Source organism: Candidatus Leptofilum sp., assembly GCF_965223525.1.
In the GTDB taxonomy this organism is placed as follows: Bacteria; Chloroflexota; Anaerolineae; order Promineifilales; family Promineifilaceae; genus Leptofilum.
In genome coordinates this window covers 404013-430589 of the sequence record NZ_OZ245005.1, presented here as the reverse complement: position 1 = coordinate 430589, position 26577 = coordinate 404013, and the positions used below count along the sequence as shown (strand labels likewise).

Annotated in this window: 23 protein-coding genes and 1 tRNA gene; 11 read left to right on the top strand and 13 right to left on the bottom strand. The window is 50.1% G+C overall.

Going from position 1 to position 26577, the window contains the following annotated elements; genetic code table 11:
• Positions 1 to 57 precede the first annotated feature (57 nt).
• The 5 genes from ACOQPM_RS18935 to ACOQPM_RS18915 all read right to left on the bottom strand — a co-directional run bounded on the left by ACOQPM_RS18935 (position 58) and on the right by ACOQPM_RS18915 (position 4545).
• Positions 58 to 1344, bottom strand: coding sequence for a multidrug transporter (locus ACOQPM_RS18935; protein ID WP_420631823.1), 1287 nt, complete (start codon positions 1342 to 1344; stop codon positions 58 to 60).
• Positions 1345 to 1365: 21 nt separating this feature from the next.
• Complete coding sequence (locus ACOQPM_RS18930) at positions 1366 to 2004, bottom strand: V4R domain-containing protein (protein ID WP_420631822.1); 639 nt, start codon at positions 2002 to 2004, stop codon at positions 1366 to 1368.
• Entirely contained in the window at positions 2004 to 2822 is an 819-nt protein-coding gene (locus ACOQPM_RS18925) for an alpha/beta fold hydrolase (RefSeq protein WP_420631821.1), read from the bottom strand. Before ACOQPM_RS18925 ends, ACOQPM_RS18930 begins: the two co-directional genes overlap by 1 nt.
• 248 nt (positions 2823 to 3070) lie before the next feature.
• Entirely contained in the window at positions 3071 to 3613 is a 543-nt protein-coding gene (locus ACOQPM_RS18920) for a GTP-binding protein (RefSeq protein WP_420631820.1), read from the bottom strand.
• 98 nt (positions 3614 to 3711) lie between these two features.
• On the bottom strand, positions 3712 to 4545 hold the full coding sequence (locus tag ACOQPM_RS18915) for a DUF4388 domain-containing protein (RefSeq protein WP_420631819.1): 834 nt from the start codon (positions 4543 to 4545) through the stop codon (positions 3712 to 3714).
• Positions 4546 to 4928: 383 nt separating this feature from the next.
• Here ACOQPM_RS18915 and ACOQPM_RS18910 point away from each other — a divergent pair.
• Positions 4929 to 5011, top strand: a tRNA-Leu gene (locus ACOQPM_RS18910).
• A gap of 51 nt (positions 5012 to 5062) precedes the next feature.
• A complete protein-coding gene (gene tilS / locus ACOQPM_RS18905) occupies positions 5063 to 6526 on the top strand; it encodes a tRNA lysidine(34) synthetase TilS (RefSeq protein ID WP_420631818.1) in 1464 nt (487 codons plus the stop codon).
• A 96-nt stretch (positions 6527 to 6622) separates the two neighbouring features.
• Here tilS and ACOQPM_RS18900 read toward each other — a convergent pair whose 3' ends face one another.
• Both ACOQPM_RS18900 and ACOQPM_RS18895 read right to left on the bottom strand, forming a co-directional pair.
• Entirely contained in the window at positions 6623 to 7117 is a 495-nt protein-coding gene (locus tag ACOQPM_RS18900; protein ID WP_420631817.1) for a universal stress protein, read from the bottom strand.
• An 86-nt stretch (positions 7118 to 7203) separates the two neighbouring features.
• On the bottom strand, positions 7204 to 7383 hold the full coding sequence (locus ACOQPM_RS18895; RefSeq protein ID WP_420631816.1) for a hypothetical protein: 180 nt from the start codon (positions 7381 to 7383) through the stop codon (positions 7204 to 7206).
• A 66-nt stretch (positions 7384 to 7449) separates the two neighbouring features.
• On the opposite strand from ACOQPM_RS18895, the gene ACOQPM_RS18890 reads away from it, so the two are divergent.
• The 5 genes from ACOQPM_RS18890 to ACOQPM_RS18870 all read left to right on the top strand — a co-directional run bounded on the left by ACOQPM_RS18890 (position 7450) and on the right by ACOQPM_RS18870 (position 14136).
• The gene (locus ACOQPM_RS18890) at positions 7450 to 8790 is read left to right on the top strand and encodes a C39 family peptidase (RefSeq protein ID WP_420631815.1); all 1341 of its coding nucleotides are present in this window, start codon (positions 7450 to 7452) and stop codon (positions 8788 to 8790) included.
• Positions 8791 to 8880: 90 nt separating this feature from the next.
• A complete protein-coding gene (locus ACOQPM_RS18885) occupies positions 8881 to 10269 on the top strand; it encodes a C39 family peptidase (RefSeq protein ID WP_420631814.1) in 1389 nt (462 codons plus the stop codon).
• A 50-nt stretch (positions 10270 to 10319) separates the two neighbouring features.
• A complete protein-coding gene (locus tag ACOQPM_RS18880; RefSeq protein ID WP_420631813.1) occupies positions 10320 to 10895 on the top strand; it encodes a histidine phosphatase family protein in 576 nt (191 codons plus the stop codon).
• Between the two features lie 206 nt (positions 10896 to 11101).
• The gene (locus tag ACOQPM_RS18875; RefSeq protein ID WP_420631812.1) at positions 11102 to 12670 is read left to right on the top strand and encodes an aldehyde dehydrogenase family protein; all 1569 of its coding nucleotides are present in this window, start codon (positions 11102 to 11104) and stop codon (positions 12668 to 12670) included.
• Between the two features lie 140 nt (positions 12671 to 12810).
• Positions 12811 to 14136: an aspartate aminotransferase family protein gene (locus ACOQPM_RS18870; protein WP_420631811.1), complete on the top strand. Its 1326-nt coding sequence runs from the start codon at positions 12811 to 12813 to the stop codon at positions 14134 to 14136.
• A 6-nt stretch (positions 14137 to 14142) separates the two neighbouring features.
• Here ACOQPM_RS18870 and ACOQPM_RS18865 read toward each other — a convergent pair whose 3' ends face one another.
• From ACOQPM_RS18865 to ACOQPM_RS18855, 3 genes are all read right to left on the bottom strand, one after another.
• Positions 14143 to 14547 (bottom strand): type II toxin-antitoxin system VapC family toxin, encoded by a 405-nt coding sequence (locus ACOQPM_RS18865; RefSeq protein ID WP_420631810.1) that lies wholly within the window; start codon positions 14545 to 14547, stop codon positions 14143 to 14145.
• Positions 14544 to 14858 carry a type II toxin-antitoxin system Phd/YefM family antitoxin gene (locus ACOQPM_RS18860; RefSeq protein ID WP_420631809.1) on the bottom strand — a complete coding sequence of 105 codons (315 nt, stop codon included), beginning with the start codon at positions 14856 to 14858 and terminating at the stop codon, positions 14544 to 14546. Before ACOQPM_RS18860 ends, ACOQPM_RS18865 begins: the two co-directional genes overlap by 4 nt.
• Positions 14859 to 14958: 100 nt before the next feature.
• On the bottom strand, positions 14959 to 15399 hold the full coding sequence (locus ACOQPM_RS18855) for a pyridoxamine 5'-phosphate oxidase family protein (protein ID WP_420631808.1): 441 nt from the start codon (positions 15397 to 15399) through the stop codon (positions 14959 to 14961).
• A 164-nt stretch (positions 15400 to 15563) separates the two neighbouring features.
• On the opposite strand from ACOQPM_RS18855, the gene ACOQPM_RS18850 reads away from it, so the two are divergent.
• The gene (locus ACOQPM_RS18850) at positions 15564 to 16397 is read left to right on the top strand and encodes an IS982 family transposase (RefSeq protein ID WP_420627622.1); all 834 of its coding nucleotides are present in this window, start codon (positions 15564 to 15566) and stop codon (positions 16395 to 16397) included.
• A gap of 29 nt (positions 16398 to 16426) precedes the next feature.
• On the opposite strand, the gene ACOQPM_RS18845 is transcribed toward ACOQPM_RS18850, so the two are convergent.
• On the bottom strand, positions 16427 to 18466 hold the full coding sequence (locus tag ACOQPM_RS18845; protein WP_420631807.1) for an AMP-binding protein: 2040 nt from the start codon (positions 18464 to 18466) through the stop codon (positions 16427 to 16429).
• 79 nt (positions 18467 to 18545) lie between these two features.
• Positions 18546 to 19949, bottom strand: a complete 1404-nt coding sequence (locus tag ACOQPM_RS18840) for an MFS transporter (protein WP_420631806.1) — start codon at positions 19947 to 19949, stop codon at positions 18546 to 18548.
• A 66-nt stretch (positions 19950 to 20015) separates the two neighbouring features.
• Between ACOQPM_RS18840 and ACOQPM_RS18835 the strand changes: the two genes are divergently transcribed.
• Positions 20016 to 21452, top strand: coding sequence for an MBOAT family O-acyltransferase (locus ACOQPM_RS18835; RefSeq protein ID WP_420631805.1), 1437 nt, complete (start codon positions 20016 to 20018; stop codon positions 21450 to 21452).
• A complete protein-coding gene (locus ACOQPM_RS18830) occupies positions 21452 to 22507 on the top strand; it encodes a hypothetical protein (protein ID WP_420631804.1) in 1056 nt (351 codons plus the stop codon). The genes ACOQPM_RS18835 and ACOQPM_RS18830 overlap by 1 nt, the downstream gene beginning before the upstream one ends.
• Before the next feature lie 33 nt (positions 22508 to 22540).
• On the opposite strand, the gene pepF is transcribed toward ACOQPM_RS18830, so the two are convergent.
• On the bottom strand, positions 22541 to 24358 hold the full coding sequence (pepF, locus tag ACOQPM_RS18825; RefSeq protein WP_420631803.1) for an oligoendopeptidase F: 1818 nt from the start codon (positions 24356 to 24358) through the stop codon (positions 22541 to 22543).
• Positions 24359 to 24547: 189 nt separating this feature from the next.
• Here pepF and ACOQPM_RS18820 point away from each other — a divergent pair, with 189 nt between their 5' ends.
• Positions 24548 to 26530, top strand: a complete 1983-nt coding sequence (locus ACOQPM_RS18820) for an ATP-binding protein (protein WP_420631802.1) — start codon at positions 24548 to 24550, stop codon at positions 26528 to 26530.
• The last annotated feature ends 47 nt before the right edge of the window (positions 26531 to 26577 follow it).

The window sequence follows — 26577 nt, the reverse complement described above, 5'->3', positions numbered from 1 at the left end:
CAATGGTAATTCTGTCCCTTACAATGCTACTTTCCGCCAAGTTGGGGCACTGGCCAGCTACCACGAGCCGGTTTCCCCCTTTCTTGGATAAAGGCGCGGGTAAGGATATCGTTCTTTATGCGGGTGATGATCGCTTTGTTCGTAAGTGACATTTTTGGTAATAAATTGTCGATCGTCTGAGGCTAACAAAACCACATCCGACTCAATGGTACGGGCGGCGTAAATAATTGCCCCAGAGCTTATGCGGCAATGATGCCCAACACAGCCTCCCAATATCAACAGGTTGGTTGCTTCCAGCTTGCCTTCATGGTTCATTGTTTTAAGCGGACCACCCAAAATATTGAAATCGGTGAAGGTGTTGCCTGCACCAATGAACGAGTCTCGCCCAACCACGCATAGTTGCAAGCAAGTGTTTTGCGCCACTGATGTATTTTCCATCAGCGTTGTCATGAACAGGGCGGCTCGGAAGGGGAGGAAGCAGCCGTCGCTGACGACGCTTAGTAGCAATTGGCAGCCCTGGGAAATGGTGACATTATTGCCAATAATGCAATTATCAATGACTGCGCCGGCTCCAATCGTGACGTTGTCGCCAATAACCGTGTAGCCGTGGATAACGGCCGTAGGGTCAATATGTACATTTTTCCCCACTTTTACCAACTCTGAGCTGGATAAAACCCGCTTTTGCTCAAGCACCGACCGTGCCAAAATTTTTAACTTGTACTGTATACTGCCAGCAATGTGATCTTCTTCATTGGCTCCCTGGGTAAACACGCCCAGCAAAATGTCGGCTACAAATAGATGTACCCAATTTTCTACGAGCACAAAAACCTTTTTGGGTAGCTGATAAACCAGATCGCCAAACTCAGTGGCCATGTAGGGCGGAATGTGATAATAGCCCCGTTCTCTGGATTCTGTGTTTATAACCAGCGGCTCGGCTTCCAGACTTTGGGATAATCCCTTCGGTAGATACCACATATCTGCCAACAGCAGGTCGTCTTTTTGCATAAACGAGTGGGTTAACGGCCGTACATGTTTAGCAATCGCTGGGTCATCCTTGTGAAAAGCCAGCCGAACGGGACGCTTGCCATCCCGAGCTTGCTTAATGAAATCATCAATCAACAACTGGTTAAAAAAGAGATTGTCCCGATGCACCAGACTTTCTACTTCTTCATTTTCCAGTTGACGAGCGATCTCCCAATCGGGATATTCACGTTCTTCATTGGCGTGCTTCACCAGCAGATCGCGTTGCCAAAGCCACAATGGTTTATTTTGCACGCGCAGATCACGCGCTGGTTCATTAAATGGCGCAATAAAGCTCGTCTCGTTGATGATTATTCTTCGCATAAAAACTGTACCGCTACAAAATTAGACTATCGGCTGCTTGGTTATGGCTATGGTGCAGGTTTCATCACCTGCGGCAATGCAGCTAATTTGTTCAACCTTAAATCGCCGCCCTCGACTAACCCACCCCAGAGCTTGCTCTAACAGCCCAATCGCCAGATGGCAGCATGGCGTTTTGGAAACGCGCTGCCAGCAAATCGGGCAACGCTCGATGATCCACAAATAATGCTCTGCATCTTCCCCTAAACGCACTCTCTGATCGCTAAATTTGTTAAATGTTTCAGCAAAAACATCCAACCCTATCTTTATTTTAATCCCCAATGGTAACATTCGCATGGCCAAATCTGTAATACCCAAAACAGGCATGAATTCTTTAAGTGCATATTTCCAGGTTTCGCGGCCAGCGCGTAAAGCCAATCCGCGGCCGCCACGCTCACCATACATATCATCCAACGTTTGTTGAATGACGCTAAATTCTGAAAATGTAAATCCTAATTGTAAATTATTTGGTGGGTAATTGTTTACCAGGTGTGAGAGCTTTGCTAAATTCAGTACGGCGTTCACCCCGTGATGCCCCATGATCTCTTCCATGGCGACAAGAACAATACGCCCCATTTTATTAGGATAAAAATATTCTTCCTCGATTGCCACTTCTTGGTTCATCACTGCACTGCCTGGCCGTTGGAATGATTGATTAGAAAGCTGTTTACTGTTTTTAAAAAGCGTTCTGGCTCATCGGTCATAGGGAAATGGCGCGATTGCGGCATCATTTGCACTTCAACAGATTTGACACCATTTTTTAGCAAATCAGCATTTGTGGGGGAAACGATATTGTCTTTGGCTCCATAAATTCCTAGGGTTGGAATGTTGAGGGTTGGCAATTGCTTGCTTAGGTCTGTATCCCGCAGGTCGCCAATGCTACGGAAGAAGGATTCAATGGTCGTTCTCTGAACATCCCTAAAAATCATGTTCCGCACTTCTTTAGAATCTTTGGCTAGCAAAATACGCATGATAGAGTGTAGCACAATAGGATACCGCCAAACGAGCTTGGCAATAGAACCATACCCAGCCAATTGTAAGAAAGGATGCAAAGAACGGCCGATTATCGGTGAACCAACTAATGCCACTTTTTCTACACGGTCTGGGTGGGCGAGTGAGATCTGCAGCGCTACGGTGCCGCCCATGGAGTGCCCAAAAATGGGCGCACTTTGGATGCCAAGCGAATCCATGAACTGGTGTACCATTTCAACATAGCTGTCAATTTGGAAAGCGGCCGTTTGAGCCTGCGATCCTTTTGCTGAGTCACCAAAGCCCCAAAAGTCTAGTGCATACACCCGGTATCGCTTGGTATTGGCCAGGCTAATCATCAGGTCGCGCCAAACGTCCCAAGAATTAATCCAGCCATGTAATAGAATAATGGGCTGGCCCCGCCCTATTGATTCGTAATGTAGAATCCCTTGCTCGGTAACAATAGAACTCACACTTACCTCAATTACCCCCATGAAAACGCCAGACGGCGGAAGGTGTTATGTTCCTGCGTTAATAAAAACTATGTATGCGACGTCTGGAAAAAGAATGCTGATGCCTGGCGGCCCATTTTTTTAATGAAGAGCTGGTGCGCGCTGACGGCATAATTTCGTGGACATATGCACACCGAAAATATTAACATTTAGCAATTAGCAAAACTGTGAAAAGCTGGTAAATGAGGTGTAAAGGTCACGTTAAACAGCTACTCACCATTTTCTTCATCCAATTGGTCCAAAATTGAATAAAGTAATTCTAGCAAGGCATTCTTAACGCTTTCCTTGTCAGTGGCAACGCAAGGCAAGATTTTTACATCTGGCCGTAAGCGTAGAATGATGCGTAAATCCTCTGGCTCCCAGGCATCTTCCATGTCTTGCTTGTTGGCGGCAACTACAAATGGGGTAGAGGCATAGCTTTCAAATGTTTCCAAAATGCGTTTGGCTTCCCGAAAAGTTTCGGGCTTGGTGCTGTCCACCATTACCACAAAGCCCAACATCCCCTGTGAGAGAATGTCCCACATAAAATCAAAGCGACGTTGTCCTGGCGTACCAAATAAATAAAGAACCAGGTCGTCCCCAACGGTAATACGGCCGAAATCCATGGCCACAGTGGTGCTTTCTTTCACTTTTTCCGCAGCGCTAGAGATTTTGCGTTCTGTAGAAACCACATCAATTTCACTAACAGACCCAATAAATTGTGTTTTACCGGCAGAGAATGGGCCAGTGATTACCATTTTGACTGCTTGCATAAAGTTACTACCTTCTTTGAGCGATGGTTTGATTTTTGTTGTTTAGCGGCTTCCAATTTGGGGCAGCGAATGCGAGAATTATTGCTGGTAGGTCAATCCTACAAACCACGAATGCGATCAATTAGCCGGACGACAACAGAGCGTTTAACCGCTGGTGATGGTTCGGCAGCGCCTTTTTGCCTTGCGGTGGACGCACGTTTTTCGGGTGCGGGTTTTGGCTTGTTAACAAATTCAACCAAGCCCGCTTGCAACATGCCATAAACAATGCGGCGAATTTCAAAGTCGCTAAGATTGTTTGCTTTGGCAATTTGACGAATTGAATTACGAGGATTCACAAACGAAACGACCCGCCATTCTTCAACTGTTAAATTTATGTTGCGTAATCTGGCATCGGGGCGGTCTGTAAAACGAAGGGTGACATCGAGGTCTGGCAATTCGTCTTGCAAAATTTCCCACTCTTTTAGGCGACGGCTGCCTTCCATGATGACGCTTTCCAGATCAATGGGAATGGTAATGTAACCACTGCTTGGCAGTTTGTTAGCATCAAAACGGAATAAGCCTTCCCCCCAAGTAAAGAGCTTGTAAACGGTATCCAGGACGTTCTGGCGCACGCTTTGAATGATGTCGTTTTGGGTTACGCGGCGTGCCGTTACCAGAAGATGCCCAATTTCTTTATCGCTTTTGCCTTCTGCATGCGACTGAATAACCTGGGCTTGCTCTGCGGATAATTTGCCACTATTTTGCAAGATTTGCGCCAAGTGGTTACCGTTTTCGTTTCCCATGTAGGCATAGATCAACTTGCCTTCACGGAAAGACATTCGGGCACTTTCTGAATCTGTTTGAATGGACAGGGTGCCTGTTTTTCTAGCCAGGTTAATGAGATTGAGTAGTTGTGTTGTTGAGAAATCGCGCAGGTTGCCTTTCAGGGCCATAGTTGTTTTTCTTCCTGCTTGGTTTGGATGGCAATGTTTTTACCAATATTGCGAACTTACTGTTTCAAGTTGTGCCTATGTTGTAAACAATACGGTTGACCTCTTATGAAACCTTTGGTAAGCAGGTGCATTTATGTTTGTAAGTCGTTGACTTGAGCATTATACATGGTGAAAATTATCAAGTCAAACAAGTTTATGTCACATAATGGTCTGGTTTTGCGGCCAATTTACGGGGTAAGCGTCCGTAGCTTGTTTGCGGTTCTTTTCAAGTGTACAATTGACGAGCTTTGGGGTCATCTACAAAAAAGTGATTTGGATTTGTGGATTACCTTGAGTAACTATCCTTCACAAAATGGGAAGTTGTTGTTGTATCGTTAAAATATGGGGCGGTGGCGAAATGGTAGACGCAGCAGACTTAAAATCTGCCGGACGTCAGTCCGTGTGGGTTCGAATCCCACCCGCCCTACTCACGTTTTTTGCCCCTTTTTGGGGCATTTTTTGTTTATCTGGGTAATTGATGAAAGCATCTGGCTCAAATCATCTGGTAGGAAGACGGTTGTGGCGGGTGGTGTTACAGACGATACGGCCGTTTCCCCTCACCACTTCTCACAAAAAACTGCTCGTTGCTGTGTCTGGTGGGGCAGATTCTTTGGCGTTGCTGCATCTGTTGTGGCAGCAACTGGGGGCAAATCGGCTGGTTGTGGCACATCTAAACCACCAACTGCGCCCAGAGGCGGATGCGGATGCGGCATTTGTGGCCAAAACGGCCGCTTCTTGGGGTATCTCATGTGAAATTGGCACGGCTAAAGTTCAGACTGTTGCCGAAACATTTCGTTTATCACTAGAGGCGGCCGGGCGCTTGGCACGCTACCAGTTTTTGGCGGGCAAGGCGGCAGAGGTGGGGGCAGAAGCGGTGCTGGTAGGGCATCATGCAGATGACCAGGCGGAGACAGTATTGCTACATCTGCTGCGGGGTAGCGGTGGGTTGCGAGGAATGGGCCCGGTGGGCGTAGTGCCAGGAAGTGAAGAGATGGTTTTGTTACGGCCGTTTCTCACCACCCGTCGTGCCGAAATTGAAGAATACTGTACCCGGCATGGGCTTACACCGCGGCAAGATGCTAGTAACGAAGATGTGAACTTTACCCGCAACCGCATTCGGCACGAGCTGTTGCCACTGCTGCAAACGTACAACCCCCAAATTCAAGATAAATTGCGACAACTTGCCATCGTTACCGCCGATGAATTAGCCGTTTTGCAGGAGCAGTTTGAGCAAATTTGGCCGACGTTGGTGCTGCTAGATCAGGCAGATGATTCATTGTTGCTGGATCGGCTGCGATTTCAGGCATTGGCGGTGGCTTGGCAGCGGCTGGCACTGCGGCGTGCTGTGCAGGTGCTACGGCCGTTGGTTACTGAAATGAGCTTCCAAACAATTGAAGCTGCCCGGACGCTCATTTTAGAAAATCAGTCTGGCACGGAGGCGTGGTTGCCAGGGGCATTGGTGATGCGGGTGGCGGCAGATGCGGTTGCGTTTGGCGATGCCGGCGAGGCGCAATTAGCGCGTTTGCCGCAGCTCGTTGATGAGCAGCCGCTTACTTTGTCCGCACCTGGCCAGGTTTGGCTAGCCAACGGTTGGGCGATTTCGGCGGAAGCTGTGGACGATGTCTCGTTTGAGAAAATTGAGCGGAATAAGGATGTGTGGCAAGCATTTGTGAAATTGGATGAGGGGGATGTTTTGTGGGTACGGCCGTACCAACCCAATGAGCGATTTCAGCCGCTGGGGATGGGGGGACAGTCGCAAAAAATTGCCGATTTGTTAAGCAATCGAAAAGTACCTCAGGCGGGACGGCCGTTTTGGCCAATTGTGGCTACCAGCCAGCACCCGGTTTGGATTGTGGGCCAGCATTTGGATGACCGGGCGCGAGTGGCAGAAAAAATCCCTCGTGTTGTGAAGCTACGTTGCTCGCAACACGAGGGCGTATAACGGTGGACGATGAATTCGGAGTTCTAGAGTTCTACATGAGGTCATGACCAAATGTTTCATGGGTAGAATCCCGATTTCTCGATGACTGGTCGTTGGTTAGATGGTTACTTCAAGCGGTGGGCGCTGATAATCGGCCGTTTCTTCCTTGGCGCGGATGAACAGCACGGGCACATTGGCATAGCGCAGCACCTTGTCGGCCACGCTGCCAAAGACCCAGCGGCTTATGCCGCCTCTGCCGTGGGTACTCATCACAATGGTGTCTATATCGAGGTTAGCGGCCACATCCAGCAGAGAATCAGCCACATTTTCGCCTTCGGTAATCTGGGCGTGGACAGTGAAGCCTTGCTGTTGCAAAGAGCCTTTGTGGGAGCGCAGATATGATTCGGCATCCTGCTCCGACTGGTTACGCATCTCGGTGAGCAGTTGAGAATAAACGCTGCCGTTGGCGGCGGTCATGATGAGGTGCGGGGGCTGGATGACGTAAGTGAGCGTTAACTCGCTATTGAATTTGCTGGCCAGTTCCAGGGAGGGGGGTAAAGCTGCTTCGGCCAGATGTGAGCCATCGAGGGGAACCAAAATATGGTTGAACATGGTTGGCCTCCTAATATGTTTCCTTAGAAGTTCAACTTTTGCAAAAAGCTGAACTTCTCCACTGCTTTCCTTGATTTTCTCTGTGTTCAGTGTGCCATGCACAAACGGCCGTTTGCCAGTGACAATGCCCATGCCCGCGAACGATAAATGTCATTTGTTGCTTTGGCTGTGTAAGGTGGCTCACCAACCGCACTTACAACCGAGGCTATGGTATGCAGTGTAAAGGCTGGCAGGATGTTAGAGTTGGGTAAACGGCCGTTCATCATGCTTGGCGAAGGGGTGACAATGGTTATACTTGTCGCCGCTGTAGGGAATTTAGGAAAATCAATTAAATGATGGGAAAGTGGAAGAAAGTTTTTGCGGGTTTTGCAATTTTGCTCTTGGTGGGTTTGCTGACTGCGCCAACGTTGCTTCGCGCCATTCCCCCACGTTATGCTGCCCGCTGGCTGCCAGAACCATTGCTGGAGATTGCCTCACCGCAGCAAGAAGTGGCTATTTTGCCAACGGTGGCCCAACCATTGGATGCCAGCAATTTGCTGGGTGATCCCACGCCGCTGGCAGCCCCTGTTATCGAGGTAGTACAGCCAACGGCAACGCCACAAGCCGAGGCGGTGGAGGCAACAGTAGTGCCCACGGCCGTTCCGCCCACAGCCACCTCCACACCAATTCTTACGGCAACGGCCGTTCCCATTCCAGCAGAAGCACGGTTAGAGGGCATCCAGCACCATTTTCAGGATTGGAACAATTGCGGGCCAGCAACGATGGCGATGACATTAAGCTATTTTGGCATGAATGTGACCCAAAGCGATACGGTTGCTGCGCTAAAGCCAAATCCTGAAGATCGCAACGTTAGCCCGCACGAGATGGCTGCATATGTGAATGAAAATACAGAGTATGAGGCACTTTACAGGGTAAACGGCCGTATCGAAATGCTCAAGCAGTTTGTAGCCAACGGCATTCCGGTAATTGTGGAAATTGGCATCGAGCCGCCGGGCGAGTTCCGCTGGCTGGGCTGGTATGGGCATTACTTGCTGGTGGTGGCCTACGACGATGCCAACGAGCAATTTTTTGTGTATGATTCTTGGTTCGGCACGAGTGATGTGCCTTTAGAGAATGCGGATCGGAACGGCCGTAACCTGCCTTACGCCGAAGTAGAAACGTTCTGGCCCCAGTTTAATCGCAGCTACATTGCGGTGTATGAACTAGAACAGGCTGAAACCGTGGCGCGCATTGTGGGTGAAGATATAGATGACGGCACAATGTGGGACAAATCATTGATCCAGGCCCAGGCCGAAGCCGCTTCAGACCCCGGCAATGCCTTTTACTGGTTTAATTTGGGAACCAGCTACAACGCCGTGGGCGAATACGAACGAGCCAGCACCGCATTTGACCAGGCACGCGCCATCGGCTTGCCCTGGCGTATGCTGTGGTATCAATTTGGCCCCTACGAAGCCTATTACCAGGTGGGGCGGTATGAAGATGTTATTTTGCTGGCTGATGTGACGTTGAAAGATCGGCCGTATTTTGAAGAGTCGTTTTATTACAAAGGATTAGCCCTGGCTGCCACCGGCGAAACGGCCGCAGCCGAAGAAAATCTAGAGAAAGCTGCCACGTTTAATCCCAACTTTGCACCCGCTGTTGTGGCACTAGCTGAATTGACCAGTGGTCAGTAATCAGTGGATTAGTAAACAGTATTCAGATTTATGCAACGTGACTGATTACCGATAACCGATTACTGATTACCGGCTCGGATAGAAGAGCGTATGAGAAAAAGAACGAAGAATCTAATTTTTGCTGTGGCCGGGATACAAATTTTGCTCATTATTGGGCTGCTGGTGCTGCCAACGGCCGTTGGCGCTATTCCGGGGCGGTACCGGGTGGCTTTGGGAGAACGCAGTCCGTTTTTAAGCGAAATTGTGGAAGGGGTGATTGACCAAGTGGCTCCTGTGGCAACTGCACTGCCTGTAGCTGAAGTTTCTGCTGACGAACCACAGGTGGATATTGAGGCGTTGATTGCGGTAACGACCGTTACCGAACCCACCGCCACTAGCAAGCCTATCCAAGCACCCACAGCCACACAAGAAGTGCTGCCAGATGCGGAGGCCACGCCGCTGCCAACCAACACGCCCATTCCCACACCCACCAACACCCCCACGCCGGAGCCGCTGCCCATCTCGCACATTTTGGACGGGGTAGGCGTCATTCGCCAATCGTTTAATAATTGTGGCCCGGCCAATCTCACTCAGGTGCTCAACTTCATGGGGTACGACATCACCCAGGAAGATGTGGCCGATTATCTGAAGCCAAACAGCGAAGACCGCAACGTAAGCCCCTGGCAAATTGCTGATTATGTCAACGGCTTTACTGGCAATGCCTTCAAGGCCAGTGCCCACAGCGGTGGCACGATGGAATTGATCAAGGAATTCATTGTTGCGGGTTATCCTGTCGTCATAGAAAAAGGGTACGATTTGCCTGGTCAGGGTTGGTGGGGGCATTACCTCACCGTATTTGGCTATGATGATGAGCAGGAAATTTTTTACAGTCAGGACAGCTTTTTAGGGCCATGGGACGGCAGCGGCCGTACCGACAGCTATGACGAGTTTGAATATTATTGGCAGCAGTTCAACTACACCTTTTACGTCGTATATTTCCCCTCGCAGGAGGCCGAAGTGCAGGAAATATTGGAACCAGAGCTGGTTGAGCCAATGGACATGTGGCGCATGGTTGCCGCTCGCGCCCAGGCAGAAATTGACGCCGATCCGGAAAATGAGTTTGCTTGGTTTAATTTAGGGTCTGCACTGACCGAAATGGGCGTGCGAACGGGTGAGGCGCAATATTATCAGGGCGGAGCGCAGGCGTATGACCAAGCGCGTGAGCTAGGCTTGCCGCCGCGCATGTTGTGGTATCAATTCCGCCCGTACATGGCATACTGGAAAGTTGGCCGACATGATGATGTCATTGCCCTGGCAGATGCCACCCTGGCAACCCAGGGCGGGCGCAACGTGGAGGAAACCTACTGGTACAAAGGGTTGGCGCTGGAATCGCAAGGCAATATCAGCGAGGCGATTGCCAATTACGAAGCGGCACTCGGTGTGAATGAAAATGCTTACTATGCCCAGTGGTCGCTAGATGCGCTCACGGGCGGCGGTTAAGGAAGAGACTGGAGATTGGAGACTAAAAATCTCCAATTTCTAACCTCCAAATGTCTTCTCAACTCATCCTTGTACGTCATGCGGCCGTTCAAATAAACCCTAAAATAGATAGCCACCAATGGCAACTTTCGCCAGACGGCCGTTCCGCCACTCACCAACTCGCCCATCAACTAAAACCATATTACCCTCACCGCATCCTCACAAGCCAGGAGCCAAAAGCAATGACAACCGGCAGGGCTTTAGCAGATGTGTTGCCGCTGCCAACGGAGGCGGTTCCTGGTTTGCAAGAACATGATCGGCGAGGTGTGCCCTATTTTGCCAACAAGGCGGATTTTGAAACGGCCGTTGCCCAGCTATTTGCTCGCTCGGACGAGCTGGTGTTTGGGAATGAAACGGCCGTGCAGGCTCTCACGCGCTTTACCCAGGCAGTAAATGACCAACTGGCCGCGCAGCCTCAAGGCAACCTTGCCATTGTCAGCCACGGCACCATTCTCACCCTTTACATTTGCCAACACAATCCCCAATTGACTCCTTTTGCATTTTGGCAAGCACTCACGTTGCCTTGCGCCTTTATTCTCACTTTGCCAGGCAAACAGCTTGTCCAAAGTTTGTATCTAAAGCCCTAATCTCAAGCAGGAAGTCACCCAAAAATCATGATCAACATCTACCTGTCTCATTGCCCAAACGTGGGTATAATATTTGGCAGAATCCTCATCTGCGATTCCATAATCTGAGGAATTGTTGAAGCCCACAGGACCTTATAAATCCCTGCTAACAAAGTTAACACAGCAATTGCTCAATACCTTTACCTAAATTTCCCTTGGAGGCACGTATGTCAGAACGCAAACATATTAAAGTTACCTATTCCACATTGGCCAGCCCAGACCCGCTGCTGCACGAATATTTTGATGAATCGGTTGTAGAAGCCAAAGCTGGGTTTGGCAAAACATTCCCCATGTACATAAATGGCGAAGAGCGCACTGCAAGCCAAACGTTTGAAAAGCGCAGCCCCGTTGACCTTGATTTGGTGATGGGCTACTTCCAAAAAGGCACGGCCGAAGACGTAAATGATGCCGTTGCTACTGCCAAAGCTGCCTTTCTTGCCTGGAGCGGCCGTCCCTGGCAAGAGCGCGTTGCCATTATGCGTAAAGCCGCCGACCTGATCAGTGAGCGTCTCTTCCACATGGGCGCAGTCATGAGTCTGGAAATTGGCAAGAATCGGCTGGAAGCGTTGGGTGATGTTGAAGAAACGGCCGATCTGATCCGCTACAACTGCGATGCCATCGAGCAAAACGATAACTTCAGCCGACCCCTTCTTTCTGAAAGCGACAAGCATCACAATCGCAGCGTCCTCAAGCCATATGGCGTGTGGGCTGTCATCTCCCCCTTCAACTTCCCCGGCGCGTTGGCCGGTGGCCCTGCCGGGGCTGCTTTGGTAGCTGGCAATTGCGTCGTGCTCAAACCCGCGACCGATACCCCGTACACCGCTTGGCTGCTCACAGAATGCTTCCGGGATGCTGGTGTGCCGGCCGGCGTGTTTAACTTTGTCACGGGAGGCGGCCGCTCCGTGGGCCAAACCCTGGTTGATCATCCGGACGTGGCTGGTGTTACCTTCACCGGTAGTTACGATGTGGGGATGCACATTCTGCGGACGTTTGCTCAGGGACGGTATCCGCGCCCTGTTATTGCCGAGATGGGCGGCAAGAACCCCACTATCATCAGCAAAAAGGCAGATATTGACAAAGCGGCGATGGGCGTGATGCGCTCTGCCTTTGGCTTGCAGGGGCAAAAATGCTCTGCTTGCTCTCGCGTCTACGTTCACAACGACGTTAAAGATGAATTCATGACCAAGCTGGTTGACCTCACCTCGCAAATCAACGTTGGCGACCCCACCGTAAAAGATAATTGGATGGGGCCCGTGGCCAACATGGGTGCCTATGAAGATTACAAAGAATTTGTGGCTGATTTGCACGCTAATGGAGATGTCGTCTTTGGCGGTAAAATATTGGAAGAACTGGGCAACGGCTACTTTGTAGCCCCAACGATTGTTGATAATTTGCCCCTTGACCATCGCTTGTGGAAGCAAGAAATGTTCCTGCCAATCGTTACCGTGACAGGCTACGAGGACATGGACAAAGCGATGAAGATGGCCAACGATGTGGAATATGGTCTGACGGCCGGTTTCTTTAGCGAAGATGACGACGAAGTGCAATGGTGGTTAGATAACATCGAAGCTGGTGTGCTTTACGTGAATCGCTCTAGTGGCGCGACGACTGGTGCCTGGCCGGGCTACCAATCGTTCGGTGGCTGGAAAGGCAGCGGCTCTACGGGCAAGGCGGCCGGCAGCTTCTACTACGTTCAGCAATATATGAAAGAGCAAAGCCAAACCATCGTAGGCTAACTTTATCTTCCCACTAAGGCGTGAACAACATCAACAATATTTAAGTCAATAGATTTCGCAGATTAAAAAGATTAAATCTGGCTAATCTGCGAAATCTTTGATAGATAGAAAAAGAGGCGGTTGGAAACGGCCGTATCCCAATGACATACAAACATCCGCACGGACACGTCTTTTATCGCAAGATGGACCATGCCCGCCCTAAAATTTCACATGGGGAGGGCATTTATTTATTTGATGAAAGTGGCAAAAAGTATATAGACGGATCGGGTGGGCCACTGGTGGTGAATGTGGGACACGGCCGTTCCGAAGTTATCAACGCCATGACTCAGCAAGCAGAAGCGGCTGCTTACGTCCACGCCATCATGTTCACAAACCAGGCCACCGAGCAGCTCTCCAGCGAGTTGGCAGCGCTGGTTCCCATTTCCAACCCACGCTTTTTTTACCTTAGCAGCGGGTCTGAAGTAGTAGAAGGCGCAATCAAGCTGGCGCGGCAAATTCAGCAGGCACGCGGCCACGCCATGCGCGACATCATCACCTGCCGTTCCCTGAGTTATCATGGCATGACGTTGGGGGCGTTGGGAGTAAGCGGCCGTCCCGGTTTACGCAAACCATTCATGGGCATGATGGTCAATATGCCCCATGTGCGGCCGCCGTATCCTTACCGATTTGAAGCCTCTGGCGAGGAAATAGCCAGTCGGCTGGAAGAATCCATATTGGCCTATGGGGAAGAGACGGTTGCCGCCTTCATTGCCGAGCCTATCAGCGGGGCTAGCCTGGGGGCCGTTGTGCCGCCGGATGATTATTGGCCTGCTGTTCGTCAAATCTGCGACAAATATGGCGTGTTGCTCATTGCCGACGAGGTGCTGGTAGGCATGGGGCGCACTGGCAAATGGTGGGCCATGGATCATTGGCAGGTTCAGCCAGACATCATGGTTACTTCCAAAGGATTAGCCGGTGGTTACTTCCCGCTAGGGTTTATTGCCGCCAAAACAGAGGACGTTGAGCTCATCCGACAAAAGTTAGGTGATTGGAATCATGGCGGCACCTTTAGCCATCATCCGGTGGGTTGTGCAGCCGCGTTAGCAACGCTGCACATCATGAAAACTGAAAAATTAGTAGAAAATTCAGCCACGCTGGGTCAGAAATTGGGTCAAATGCTGCAAGATGCTCTGAGCGAGCATCCCAATGTGGGTGAAGTACGCGGGCGAGGCTTGTTTTGGGGTGTGGAGTTGGTGCAAGACAAAGTGAGCAAGATACCGTTTCCGGCTGCGCGTCATCTTGCTTGGGATATTTGGCAACGGGCGTTTGATAAGGGGCTCATCGTTTACTATTCGCAGGGCTGCGCCGATGGCCAAAATGGGGATGTGATTATGCTGGGGCCACCTCTCATCATTAACGAAGCTCAGCTTGACGACATGGTGGGCATACTAACCGAAGCGATTCATGAGGTACTTGCTAAGAAGTAACAGAGGTCACTGCAGCAAGCGCATAAAACCCGCTTGCTCAAAATGTCTATCGGCCGTTAATGCCTCATGTAGCCGACGCTGTTGCATAATCACAAAGGATGAGCAATCTGTTAACCCCCAGGCTTTGTCTGGCCGTGATTGATAAAACGTGACAATCTGAGCAAACAGATCAGACCCAATATTCACAACTTCAATATTCCTGTCCTGACGGATTTGCCGCAGTGCCTGAATCCCCAGCATACGGTGGGGCGGTTTGGCCAAAGCGTTGCCCAATTCATACAACACTGCTTCACTGGTAACAAAGGGAGGCAATATTTGCTCTGCCACGCTTTTTGCTTGCTGGTGATACTTGTCTCGGCTGTTTACGAGGGCAAGAAAGTAGCTGGTATCAATGAAGATTGCTGGCTTCACGACTTGTCAGTTCCGTATAAGTAGTGATCATGCTGCTCAGCCAAATCATCGGCCCCTAAATCTTGCGCCATGTCGGCAAGGGTGGCGAAGGTGCCTTTTTGCTCTGCGATGGTGTAGGCTGTTTTGGATTGCTGTTGTTTTAAGGCTTGTAGCTCTGCAATCAGGGCTTCATACTGCTCGTAGTTGACCAACACCGCTGCGGGACGGCCGTGTTGGGTAATGTAAACTACATCTCTACCTTCGCGCACGATTTTCACAACCTGGCTGGCTTCTCGGCGTAAATCGCTAATTGGGACAATGTTTGTGCTCATAACTGTACCTTATTTGTTGCACTAATTATGAAATTATACAAAATATGATGCAAAATATACCACATTTCCTCCTGGTTTTCAAGTCAAAAGACCCGCACGCCTACGCCTGCCAGGTTAAGATTTCGCCGCCTTGCCCCATGAAAACCGAGCTAGGGAAGACACGCAGCCGCCACGGCTCAAGCTTCAATACAGCAAATGCATCTACCGTTGGGCTTGTCCAGGCGGGTATTATTTTGGGGTCAAACCCGACTGGTTCAGGGCCGTTAAGGAACATATCCCACACCATTTGGCGCGTTTCGTCATCAAATGCCCAGGTTGCGCGACATTCAGCGACACACGTGTCTTGGGCAGGTGTCCAGTAATTTACTGAGACATACGGGCTGTGAGCCAGGTGAGCGCGTTTAACGGCCGTCGGCCCAGTGGCAATCCAGCCAGTTAGCTGCCCCTCATCCCACTGCCAAATTGGATGGAGGATGCGAGAACGGGGACGGCCGTTTTTGTCCACAGTCGCCACGCTAGCCCACACAATCTGATGTGCCATCTCAATAAAAGAAAAGCGGGAGCAGTTTCTGTTAAAGAATTCATGTTGAGCCTTCCACAATTGTAATTAACCTAAGTTGCTACCTTAACAGTCAAAAATGGTGAAGTCCATGAAAGCCAAGTAAAGTGGGTTTGAACCACCAAACCATTTTTACGAGGACAATCATGGACGAACAAATTGTAGCGATTTACACGCTGGTTAACGACCTTTTGCTTGGTTTAGGTCATCATGAAAACAGTCAATGCCGCATGAACGATTCCGAGGTCATCACCACAGCAATCGTGGCTGCTCTGTTTTTTAGCGGCAATTATGAACTTGCCCGTGCCTTCTTGCATCAAGGCGGCTACATACCAACCATGTTGAGCAAAAGTCGGTATTCACGTCGTCTGCATCGAGTGAGCCATTACATCGTGACCTTTATCGAGATGTTGGGCGCCCACTGGAAAGGGGTCAGTAGCGATTCGATTTACGTGATCGATACCTTTCCTATTGTGGTGTGTGACAATTGGCGCATTCGCCGCTGTCGTCTCTATCGAGAAGAGAAGTATCGCGGCAAGATTGCGAGCAAACGCCGCTACTTCTATGGACTCAAACTACATTTGATGGTCACCAGTCAGGGTCAACCAGTTGAGTTCTTCCTAACACCGGGTTCTGAAAGCGATGTGACTCACCTGCGCTCCTTTCAGTTTGACCTACCGACGGGTTCAGAAATCTATGCAGACAAAATCTACAATGATTATGCCATGGAAGACTTAATCAATGAGACAAGACAGGTGAAACTATGTCCTGTACGCAAGAAAAACAGCAAACGGCCGTATCCACCGTGGCGCACTTATTGGATAAAACTGCATCGCAAGATTGTGGAGACGACAGGGTCATCCATTGCACGCAGGATGCCGAGGAGCATTCATGCAGTCACAGCCGCAGGCTTTGAGCTGAAAATCGCATTATTTGTTCTGGCTGAGAGTGTCAGCCATATTTTTAAGGTAGCAACTTGAGTTAAGCAATATTAAAAATGCTTATGAGATTATTCTGCATTCTTTTTCTTGTTTGCTTCGTTAGGTTGAAATTTTGGCAACGTGAAAGTTACGGACGCTCCTTGCGGCTCTCTTTTTTCTATCTGCATAGTGCCTCGGTACGTTTCGAAGATGGTTTTTGTGAGTTGTAAGCCAATGCCTGACCCTCGGTCTCCATCATTCTTAGGTATTGCCCGCCCTTGGCGGAAGTGCTCAAGGACTACGTCTGATATTGTAGGGCCGTTGTTTTCGATAGTAATCAGTACTTCGGTGTCTTTTGAGCGGGTTGTCACCCAAATTTTTGGGTCTGGCGTACCTGCTTCTTGCATGGCCAAAACAGCATTATCAACAATTAGCTCAAAGCCCCGGCGAAGCCATTCAGGACTTGCCCAAACAGAACTTGATTTGTCTAAGTCAGGTCGCAGATCGAGTGACAAGAAAATGTGTCTAAAGCGTGCGTGCTTCCATTGTCGCTCCAAGTAGGTGTTTAGCAGCTCATTTATAGGAATTGCTTTTGTAACATCTTCATAGGTAAGCGGTGCTGTAATGGTCAAGTTGGTAATGCGATTAAGAACATCTTCGAGGGATGTTATTTGTTCCTCAAATTCATCTTTGTTTTCGAGATTTGCCAAAGCAGATAGCCATTTGATGCGTCCCTTGGCAATGCCTACTTCTCGGTTGGGGCTGGGGATGACGGCTACATCGGCAATGGCAGGGTGGGACAGCAGCAAGGCTTCTAGTTCAGCCGGGGCCACCTGAAACCCTTTGTATTTAATCAGCTCTTTGAGCCGATCCACAATGTAGAAAAAGCCTTCATCATCAATGAAGCCAATGTCGCCCGAGTGTAGCCAACCTTCTTCATCCACGGTGGCGACCGTTGCATCTGGATTGTTAAGGTACCCTTTCATTATCTGTGGCCCACGCATCCAGATTTCACCCTTTTTGTTGCGACCTAGCGGTTCCATGGTGGCTACATCTACCACCATCACCTCCGTGTTAGGGATGGCTGGGCCAACGGATGAAAGCTTGTCACTCTTTGTCATGGTGCGATTATAGACGTGAGTGACGGGGCTGGTCTCAGTGAGACCGTACCCTTGCACCACGCGGCAGCCCAAACGTGCCTTAACCTCATCGGCCAATGCTTGGCCCAGCGGGGCCGCGCCAGAAAATAGCTCGACGAGCGAGGAGACGTCGTATTGGTCTACGATGGGGTGTTTAGCGAGGCCTACCAAAATAGGAGGCACCAGATTCACGCGGGTTACTTTATGTTTTTGTACCAGCTCCAGGAATTGCACCATATCAAAGCGGGGCATGGTAACGACAGTAGCACCTTTTACCAGACTCATGTTCATGATGACCACCATGCCGTAAATGTGGAAGAATGGCAGGATGCCCATGACCGTGTCTGCTTCATCAACCAGATCAATGCCCGTAACGCCTTCTACTTGCACGATGTTGGCAACGATGTTGCGGTGTGTGAGCATTACGCCTTTGGGGTAGCCGGTGGTGCCACTGGAGTAGGGCAAAACAACTAAATCTTCGGCAGGATTGATATTGATTTCGGGTAGCGAGCCATCACTTTGCAGCAGGGTGGCAAATGGCGTGGCTCCCTCGGTTAGGTCAAAGGTGAAAATTTCCTCGACCTTGCTTTGGGAAGCGGCCGTTTTCGCATTTTCCAGAAACAGGGAGATTGTTAGTAAATATTTTGCATTTGCATCGTTTAGCTGGCGTGCCAGTTCATCGGCCGTATAGAGCGGATTGACGGTGGTAACAATGCCACCCAGCAAGGAGACGGCATGAAAGGCAACGGCATACTCCGGCACATTGGGGCTATAAATGGCAAAAACATCCCCCTTGCCAAAGCCGCGGTGGGCTAGGCTAGAAGCCACCAGCCGAATGGCTCCGCCTAATTGGGCGTATGTGATGGTACGGCCGCTTGGCCCATCAATCAGCGCAGGTTTGTCACCAAACTGCTGGGTGCGGCTCAAGACGAACTCGGTTAGCGGCACGTCAGGAATCTCCACATCAGGATACGGGCTATTGAAGATCATGGCAACTCCTTATTTTGCCACAGAGATCACAGCGTATATTATGGGATAGCCTCTTTTTACTCTGTGATCTCTGTGGCCTTTATTCAAATGCGCGGGCTTTTTTCTCGTTTACAAAGTTGAGGACAATCAGGCCAACCAACAAAAAGACGCCGATAGACAGGATAGCGAGCTTTTGCCCTAGCTGTTCAGCGGAGGTGATGGTTTCCCCTTGCGCTTGGTACCAGATTGCTGCTTCGGCGGCGATAAAGCCGTAGACGGTGGGGCCGATAAATGAAGACGTGCGCCCAGCAACGGCAAAGAAGCCGTAAAATTCAGCACTGCGCCCTGGTGGTGCAAGGAAGCTCACCATGGTGCGGCTAACGGATTGGATGCCAGCCATGGCAAACCCTGCCAGAATGCCCAGCATATAAAAGCCAGTCGCAGACTGATTTAGGTATAGCCAAATGACGGCCGCAATCATGGTAACAATGGATAGAGCTAGTGAGCGTTTGCCGCCAAGCCTGTCTACCCAAGCGCCGAAGGCGTAGGCCCCACCAACATTGCTCACCTGCACAATGATGACAAAGATGATGAGTTGCTGCTGATCCATGCCGTACAAAACTGCGCCGATAATAGCGGCAAAGTTCAGAGCCATAATGACGCCATCGTTGAAAATGAGGAAGGCGGCCATGAATTTGAGGAACTCTTTGAATTGGCTGGCGGTTTTGATGGTTTGGCGAATCTGCTTGATGGCGACGCTGAAATAGTTTTCGCCGGGGGGTAGGGCTTTGCCTTTGGCACGTTCAGGCAGCCAAAGGAAGATGGGGGTAGCAGAAATGGCGAAGAATACGGCCGTTATCACCAAAGATGCCCGAATAATCAAATCTCCCTCAATCATCACAATCAACGGCAGGATGATGATGAGGCAAAGAATGCCGCCGACGGTGCCGATGGCCCAGCCATTGCCAGAGACGCGTCCCACTTCATGCGGTTCGGCAATTTCTGGCAGCAAGGCATTGTAAAATACTTGTGCGCTACGGTAACCAATTTCTGCCAAAATGAAGAAGCTCATGCCAATGGCCACGTTGCCGGGTGTTGCAAAAAAAAGGCCTGCGGTAAAAATGCAGGCCATCACGGTATAAAACAGTAAAAACTTTTTCTTTGAGCCAGAAAAGTCGGCGATGGTGCCTAAAATGGGGGAGGTAAGGGCAACAACGAGCATGGCAATGCCGACGGCTAGCCCCCACAGCCGGGTGCCTTCTGCGCCGCCGACAATGCTGCCTTGAAAGTAGGCAGAATAGACGGCTAGCAGCACTACGGAGGCATAGGCTGAGTTGCCAAAATCGTATAAATACCAGGCCCACCGCTCGCGCCGAGTGGCGGTTGTTTGGGTCTGTAGGGGGACAGTTGTCATGGGGGTTTCCTCTTCTGCTGGGTTGTTGAAAATATTGTACACGGGAAACGGCTGGAGACAAAAAAGGGAGCATATTTTTTTGAGACACATTTTGGTATAACTGGCTGTGGCAATCTTCAGGTCAATTTCTACAAAAATGCTTTGGGAGGCATAGGATTGTTATTTAATTCGGGCATATTTCTCGGTTTTTTTGTCATTGTCTATGCCCTATATTTATTGCTAAATAAGCATGTTCGCTGGCAAAATGTTTTGCTGCTGGTGGCGAGTTACTATTTTTACGGCCGTTGGGATTGGCGTTTTCTCTCCCTAATTCTTATCTCCACGCTAGTAGATTTTTATGTAGGTCGTGCAATCGGGGCCATTCCGACCGATTCACCTGCCAACCGCACACGGCGGAAGCAGCTACTCGCCGTTTCGATGATTGTTAACTTAGGTATTTTGGGCTTCTTCAAATATTTCAACTTTTTTGCGGCGAGTTTCACAGATTTATTGAATTTGGCGGGTTTGCAAGCTGACGCGATTACGCTCAAGATTATTTTGCCTGTTGGTATAAGCTTTTATACCTTTCAGACCATGAGCTATACCATTGACATTTACCGAGAGAAGCTACAGCCGACGCAAAGTATATTGAACTTTGCCGTGTTTGTTGCCTTTTTCCCGCAGCTTGTTGCCGGGCCAATTGAGCGTGCTGTTAACCTGCTGCCACAGGTGGCAAAGCCCCGCCAGATGACGCCCGAACATATTCATACCGGCGTTTACCTGATAATTTGGGGTTACTTTAAGAAGATGGTTGTTGCCGACAACGTTGGGTTATTGGCGGACTCGGTATTTAATAACTACACTGAACATGAAGGGCTTACTGTTTTCCTTGGTGTTTTAGCTTTTGCACTGCAAATTTATGGTGATTTTTCAGGTTACTCAAACATTGCCCGTGGTCTATCTCGACTGATGGGTTTTGATTTAATGGTAAATTTCCGTTTGCCATATTTTGCCCTGAATCCCACAGATTTTTGGCAACGATGGCACGTTTCGCTCTCATCTTGGCTGCGTGATTATCTATACATTCCACTAGGTGGGAACCGACATGGCAAGTGGAAAACCTACCGCAATTTGATGCTAACGATGCTGTTGGGGGGATTGTGGCATGGAGCTGCTTGGAACTTTGTGATTTGGGGCGGATTTCATGGCACGATTCTGATTATCTATCGATTGCTTGAAAAACGGCCGATTCACAAAGACCCTTGGAGCGGTGCGTACAACAAGCTTCTTGTTGTGGGGCGAATGGTATTCATGTTTTGCTTAACTCTGGTTGGCTGGCTGATTTTCCGTTCCCGGTCTGTAGACCAAATTTCGTACATACTTTCCCATGTTTCGTGGCAAACGTCAGACTTCAGCGTAAAGTTGCTTCAAGACATCACATTTTATGCACTCCCAATGGTGCTGGTGGAGCTATGCCAATATGCGACCCGTGATTTGTTATTGCTTACGCGCCTGCCCAGAATAGCTCGTGTTTTGGTCTATGCACTGATTATTGCCTGGACGCTCATCTTTGGCGTCCGCGAATCTTTAGAGTTTATTTACTTCCAATTTTAATGATGCCATTGAAGACAGAAACCACACCGTACAAGCAGTTAACCCGTGAAAAGGTCAGGCCGGTTCGCGGTACAGAAGTTGCCTTTTTGATTTTGGGGACACTTTTTTTGCTGTTCTTACTAAATTGGGGCGTACTTTGGCTGGAAAAAGCGTATCCTTACAATCGTGGCTATTGGCTTATGGCGCAGAAATGGGAACGCCTTTACGCATTGCCAGAGCCAGTGGAGTGGTTGATTTTGGGTGATTCCACAGGCAATCAGGGCATTGTGCCAGAGGTTCTGACTGAGCAGTTGGGCGGTACGGCCGTCAACCTGAACACAGTCGGTAGCATGGCTGCATTAGATGATGTATGGATGTTAGAGGCATATATTGAAGAACATGGACCGCCACCGCATCTGCTCATTGTTCACACCTATCAGGTTTGGCACCGCGACATTGAGCCAGTTTTTTTAGCGAAGATGCCAATCCCCTGGCAAAGCTGGGAAAACAAGTTTGAGCCCCGTGTTTCTTTAACGGCACAAGAAGAAATGGATGCCTGGCTGGCGCGTTATTTTCCGCTTTACACAGACAATGTCTCTTTGGCTCGCCTCATTCGCGGTTGGGTTTATTCGCAACGGCCAATTTTTGCACAACGGTATCAGCTACAGGCTGATGGCTTTATGCGGGTTGAAATATCACCCCAAGCCGCGCGGGTTGAATCAGATATGCAGCAACATTTGAAATATGTCGCCTTCAACAGTTTTGAGCTATCTACAATCAATCAACAAGCATTGTCTCAGTTAATTGTGTTAGCTGAGGCACACGATATTGACGTATATCTGGCTTTTGGGCCGCTTTATGAGGGAGTGGTAGAGAATGCTCGTTTTCAACTATATTTTCAGCAGGTGCGTGCTGAATTACAAGCCTTTGCAGACGAAAGCGAACAACTCCATTTGTTAGAGACGCTTGCTGTTTTTCCTGCCAATCAAATGGAAAATGTGGATCATCTGATTTTTGAGGCAGCAAAAACGTATACGGGAATAATTGCGGCTGAAATTGAAGAGAAACGGCCGTAACCCTTAAGCGACGGCCGTTTCCAAATGATAAAACTATCCTCGCTGCCCCACCAACTCTTCTAACAGATCTACATAGCTGGCCAGGACGCCAAAGGTGGTTTCAACCGCCTCTGGGGAGGTCATATCTACCCCCGCAATTTTTATTGCATCCAGCGGGAAGACGGAGCTACCCGCTTTGAGGAAGCTTAGGTAATTGTCCACTGCGCCCTCATTTCCCGCCAAAATGCTTTGAGACAGCGAGTGTGCGGCCGAAATGCCGGTGGCATATTGGTACACATAGAAGTTGGCGTACATGTGCGTGTGGAACTGCGCCCAGGTAATGCCAACCCGGTCACGATCCACTACAACCTCATCCCCAAAGCCTTCGCTGAACAAATCTGCCAGCAGGTTGTTTAGGCCATCGGCATTAAGTGCCTGGCCGCGTTCAACGCGCTCATGAATTTCCAGCTCGAACCGCGCCAGCGTGGGCATGATGAAGAAGTAGCGGTGGAAGTTAGACATCGCTTCCTCAATGACAGCAATCTGGAACTCTGGATCGCTGTTGGCTTCTAGCAGATGGGCACGGACCATGGCTTGGTTGAAGTTGGAGGCCACCTCGGCGACAAAGAGGCCATAGCGGCTGTAGGTGAGGACGTTTTGATTTTGCCAGGTCAGGTAGGAGTGCATCGAGTGGCCTAGCTCATGTGCCAATGTGCTTAACCCAAACAGATCATCCGTGTAGCTCATCATGATAAAGGGATGGGTACCTTTGACACCGGATGAGAATGCGCCCATGCGTTTGCCCTGGTTGGGGTAAACATCTACCCAGCGGTTTTCTAATGCGCCGCTGCGTAACGTGGCGGCGTATTCTTGACCCAGTGGCAGCATACCGGTGGCAATCCACTCGACGGCCGTTTCATACGGCACATTCGGCGGATTGAGCGAGAGAGGCGCTTTCACGTCGTATGGGTAAAGCGTTTTGTAGCCCAACGCTCGGCGGCGGATATTCCAGTAACGGTGCCAGGTAGGCAAGTTTGCCTTGTAGGTGTTTATGAGGTTATGGAAAACTTCGGTGGGGATGAAGTTACTGGAGAGCGCGGCTTCTAGCGAATTTTTGTAGCCGCGCACGCGCATGTTGAACACATCTTGCTTTACGCCGGCAGCCAGCGCGTTGGCCATGGTGTTTTTGAAGGCGAGATGGGCATCGGCATAATGTTCCCAGGCGGTGCGGCGCACTTCTCTATCAGCATGGGTGGTGAGGCCGCCGATGGTACCCTGAGTGACATCATAGGTTTGGCCGTCGCTACCTACGGCGGGCTCAATTTTCAGGTCTGCATTGGCCAAAATGCCGTGCGTGGCAGAGGCGGTGCTGAAGGCGTCGCGCACCATGCCCAGTACCTGCTCCACTTCGGCAGAGCGGACGTGTTCCTGCTGCTTTTCCAACTGGTTCAGGTAGTGGCCATAATCTGCCAGCCGCTCGTCTTGAGTAAGCCATTCCCGCAGCGTTTCGAAACCAATGGCTAGCATCTCTGGCTGGGCAAAGGCGATGGTGGCCATCGTCATGCCAAACAGCCCGCGGGCGCGGTCGTGGCGGGCGGCCGTTTCTTGGTTGGTGGTGTCTACGCTGTAGTTCAGGCTGGCGTAGACGAAGATTTTGCCAACAGCCGTTGCCAACTTATCCACCGCTTCAAAATAATCCCCCAAAACAGACGGCCCTTCGCTGAGGCGACCCTTGAATTTGCTTATTTCTTTGAGCTGCTCCTGGAATTGGGAAACGGCCGTTTCCCACGCTTCTGGGTTTGGAAAAATAGATTCAACATCCCACTTATATTGTTGGGGGATTTCTTCACGCTTACGAGCAACAGTGGACATAGGGGCTTCTCCTTGCGGTTAGTGGCTTTTTTATCACGAATATCACGAATGGACGAATTTGACGAATTCGTTAAATTTGTAGGATTCGTGATTTGATTTTTCCCAATTGAAGCACGAAATGGGCAAAATGGCGACTGCGAATTCTGCCAGACCTCAGGTATAATCTTGCTATTCAGTGGAGACGTGTGCATGACAAAGCCAACTTTTGCCCAACTGCTGCGGCAGCGGTTCAACAATCTGGTTCGCGTAGAGCAGATGGGCGTTCCCAAAGAGAAAATCCAGCAGGCGTTGCACAAAACGCAAATGGATGGGCTACCGTTTATTTACGGCAGCTTTGCCATCATGTTTTTTGTCTATGCTGCCATTCAGCAATGTTTGCTTGCAGAAAATGGGCAGGCAACGATGGTGGCTGTGGCGGTGGGAAGCGGCTTTTTCTTACTCATTGGCTTTTTTGTGTTGATGCGTGGGTATGTGCCTGCAAAATATGCTGAACGAGGAACGGCCGTTGTCGCCAGCGTCATCTTGTTCACTATTTTGCTCCGTTTTTACTATAATCCGTTGCCCAACCAATCGGCTAATTTGGCACTTTTTTTGTTTGGCGCGGGGGTCATGTTTACCTCCTTGCGTTGGTATGTGGCCATGCAGATTTTTTGCTGGCTGGCCTGGTGGGGCATTTACCAGCGCAATCCTGAGCATCCCGAATGGCTTTACTTTGCCGTGATGATTTTTGTAGCCACCTTCACGGGCCTGGTGGCGTATGGTGTGCGAATTCATGCACTGCGGCAGGCTGAGATTTTTCGGTTTGTAGAGCGACGCCAGCGCAAGGAGCTGGTGCAGCGCACGGTGCAGCAGCAAACCAGCTACGCAGTGGGCCAGCGCATCACCTCAATTTTGGAGTTAGATAGCTTGCTGGCTCAGATTGCCACGCTCATTTCCCAGCAATATGCAGCGTATTACGTGGGGGTCTTTTTGCCTGACCAGAACCAGTTGGGGATTACGGCCGTTGCCGAAGCAGGCAGTGGCGTTCCTGACGGTGGATTACAGCTACGCGCCGGGCTGAAGGGGCTGGTGGGCTGGGTGCTGGCTAACGGACGGCCGTTGTGCATAGACGACATCACCCGCGACTTCCGCTACCAGGCAGATGAAAAAGCACCCAATGCCCAATCTGAAATTTTGCTGCCGCTGAAAATGGGAGACAAAGTGCTGGGCGTGTTGGATTTGCAAAGCAATGAACTGGGCGCGTTCTCACCTAGTGAAATTCCCAACTTTCAGCTTCTGGCCGATCAGGTAGCCATTGCCCTGGAAAATGCCCAACTATATGCCGAAATCAAGCGGTTTAACCAGCAGCTAGAGCAAAAAGTGGCGGAACGGACGCAGGCATTGCAGGAGGCTTACGGCCGTCTCGAACGTCTGGACAAAACCAAAACCGACTTCATCACCATCGCCTCCCATGAACTGCGGACGCCGCTCACGATTGTCAACTTTAATGTCCAAATGTTGCTGGACGATGAAGAAATTATGGCCAACAGCTACCACAAAAAATGGACAGAGGGCATTGGCCGCGGGACGGCGCGCATGGAAGAGGTGGTGCAGAGCATGTTGGACGTGGCGAAAATTGACAGCAGTTCGCTTGATCTGTACCTGGCTTCGGTTGATTTGCCTTTTTTGCTGAAGCAGGTTGGCAATCGGTTCAAAGAGGCATTGGCAGAACGAAACATTGTCTTGCAGCGGGGCGACCTGGCCAATTTGCCTGAAGTTGAGGGGGACGTAGAGGCGCTACAGAAGGTTTTTTACCAGATTTTGGTCAATGCCATTAAATATACGCCAGATGGAGGCACGGTGCGGGTAGACGGCCGTTTCCATCCCTCAGCTAGTAAAAATCCAGACGATGCTGGTGAAGTTGAAATCATTATCACTGATAGCGGCGTAGGCATTGCGCCAGAGCTGCACGAATTGATTTTTGAGAAGTTTTACCAGACGGGCGAGGTAATGCTGCACTCCTCAGGCAAAACCAGCTTTAAGGGGGGCGGCGCTGGCCTGGGCTTGGCCATTGCTAAGGGAATTGTGGCGGCGCACAACGGCCGTATCTGGGCAGAAAGCAGCGGCCACGACGAAGATTTACTCCCCGGCAGCCAATTCCACATCCTTTTGCCCGTCATGCAGCCAGAATAAGAGTATTTACCATGTCACGCCCGCGAAGGCGGGCATCCACGATTTTG

Excerpts from the sequence above, each read along its gene's own strand:
- ACOQPM_RS18935 (WP_420631823.1), bottom strand. The coding sequence starts at position 1,344 with ATGCGAAGAATAATCATCAACGAGACGAGCTTTATTGCGCCATTTAAT.
- ACOQPM_RS18930 (WP_420631822.1), bottom strand. The coding sequence starts at position 2,004 with ATGAACCAAGAAGTGGCAATCGAGGAAGAATATTTTTATCCTAATAAA.
- ACOQPM_RS18920 (WP_420631820.1), bottom strand. The coding sequence starts at position 3,613 with ATGCAAGCAGTCAAAATGGTAATCACTGGCCCATTCTCTGCCGGTAAA.
- ACOQPM_RS18915 (WP_420631819.1), bottom strand. The coding sequence starts at position 4,545 with ATGGCCCTGAAAGGCAACCTGCGCGATTTCTCAACAACACAACTACTC.
- tilS (WP_420631818.1), top strand. The coding sequence starts at position 5,063 with ATGAAAGCATCTGGCTCAAATCATCTGGTAGGAAGACGGTTGTGGCGG.
- ACOQPM_RS18900 (WP_420631817.1), bottom strand. The coding sequence starts at position 7,117 with ATGTTCAACCATATTTTGGTTCCCCTCGATGGCTCACATCTGGCCGAA.
- ACOQPM_RS18895 (WP_420631816.1), bottom strand. The coding sequence starts at position 7,383 with ATGATGAACGGCCGTTTACCCAACTCTAACATCCTGCCAGCCTTTACA.
- ACOQPM_RS18890 (WP_420631815.1), top strand. The coding sequence starts at position 7,450 with ATGATGGGAAAGTGGAAGAAAGTTTTTGCGGGTTTTGCAATTTTGCTC.
- ACOQPM_RS18885 (WP_420631814.1), top strand. The coding sequence starts at position 8,881 with ATGAGAAAAAGAACGAAGAATCTAATTTTTGCTGTGGCCGGGATACAA.
- ACOQPM_RS18880 (WP_420631813.1), top strand. The coding sequence starts at position 10,320 with ATGTCTTCTCAACTCATCCTTGTACGTCATGCGGCCGTTCAAATAAAC.
- ACOQPM_RS18875 (WP_420631812.1), top strand. The coding sequence starts at position 11,102 with ATGTCAGAACGCAAACATATTAAAGTTACCTATTCCACATTGGCCAGC.
- ACOQPM_RS18870 (WP_420631811.1), top strand. The coding sequence starts at position 12,811 with ATGACATACAAACATCCGCACGGACACGTCTTTTATCGCAAGATGGAC.
- ACOQPM_RS18860 (WP_420631809.1), bottom strand. The coding sequence starts at position 14,858 with ATGAGCACAAACATTGTCCCAATTAGCGATTTACGCCGAGAAGCCAGC.
- ACOQPM_RS18855 (WP_420631808.1), bottom strand. The coding sequence starts at position 15,399 with ATGGCACATCAGATTGTGTGGGCTAGCGTGGCGACTGTGGACAAAAAC.
- ACOQPM_RS18850 (WP_420627622.1), top strand. The coding sequence starts at position 15,564 with ATGGACGAACAAATTGTAGCGATTTACACGCTGGTTAACGACCTTTTG.
- ACOQPM_RS18845 (WP_420631807.1), bottom strand. The coding sequence starts at position 18,466 with ATGATCTTCAATAGCCCGTATCCTGATGTGGAGATTCCTGACGTGCCG.
- ACOQPM_RS18840 (WP_420631806.1), bottom strand. The coding sequence starts at position 19,949 with ATGTGTCTCAAAAAAATATGCTCCCTTTTTTGTCTCCAGCCGTTTCCC.
- ACOQPM_RS18830 (WP_420631804.1), top strand. The coding sequence starts at position 21,452 with ATGATGCCATTGAAGACAGAAACCACACCGTACAAGCAGTTAACCCGT.
- pepF (WP_420631803.1), bottom strand. The coding sequence starts at position 24,358 with ATGTCCACTGTTGCTCGTAAGCGTGAAGAAATCCCCCAACAATATAAG.
- ACOQPM_RS18820 (WP_420631802.1), top strand. The coding sequence starts at position 24,548 with ATGACAAAGCCAACTTTTGCCCAACTGCTGCGGCAGCGGTTCAACAAT.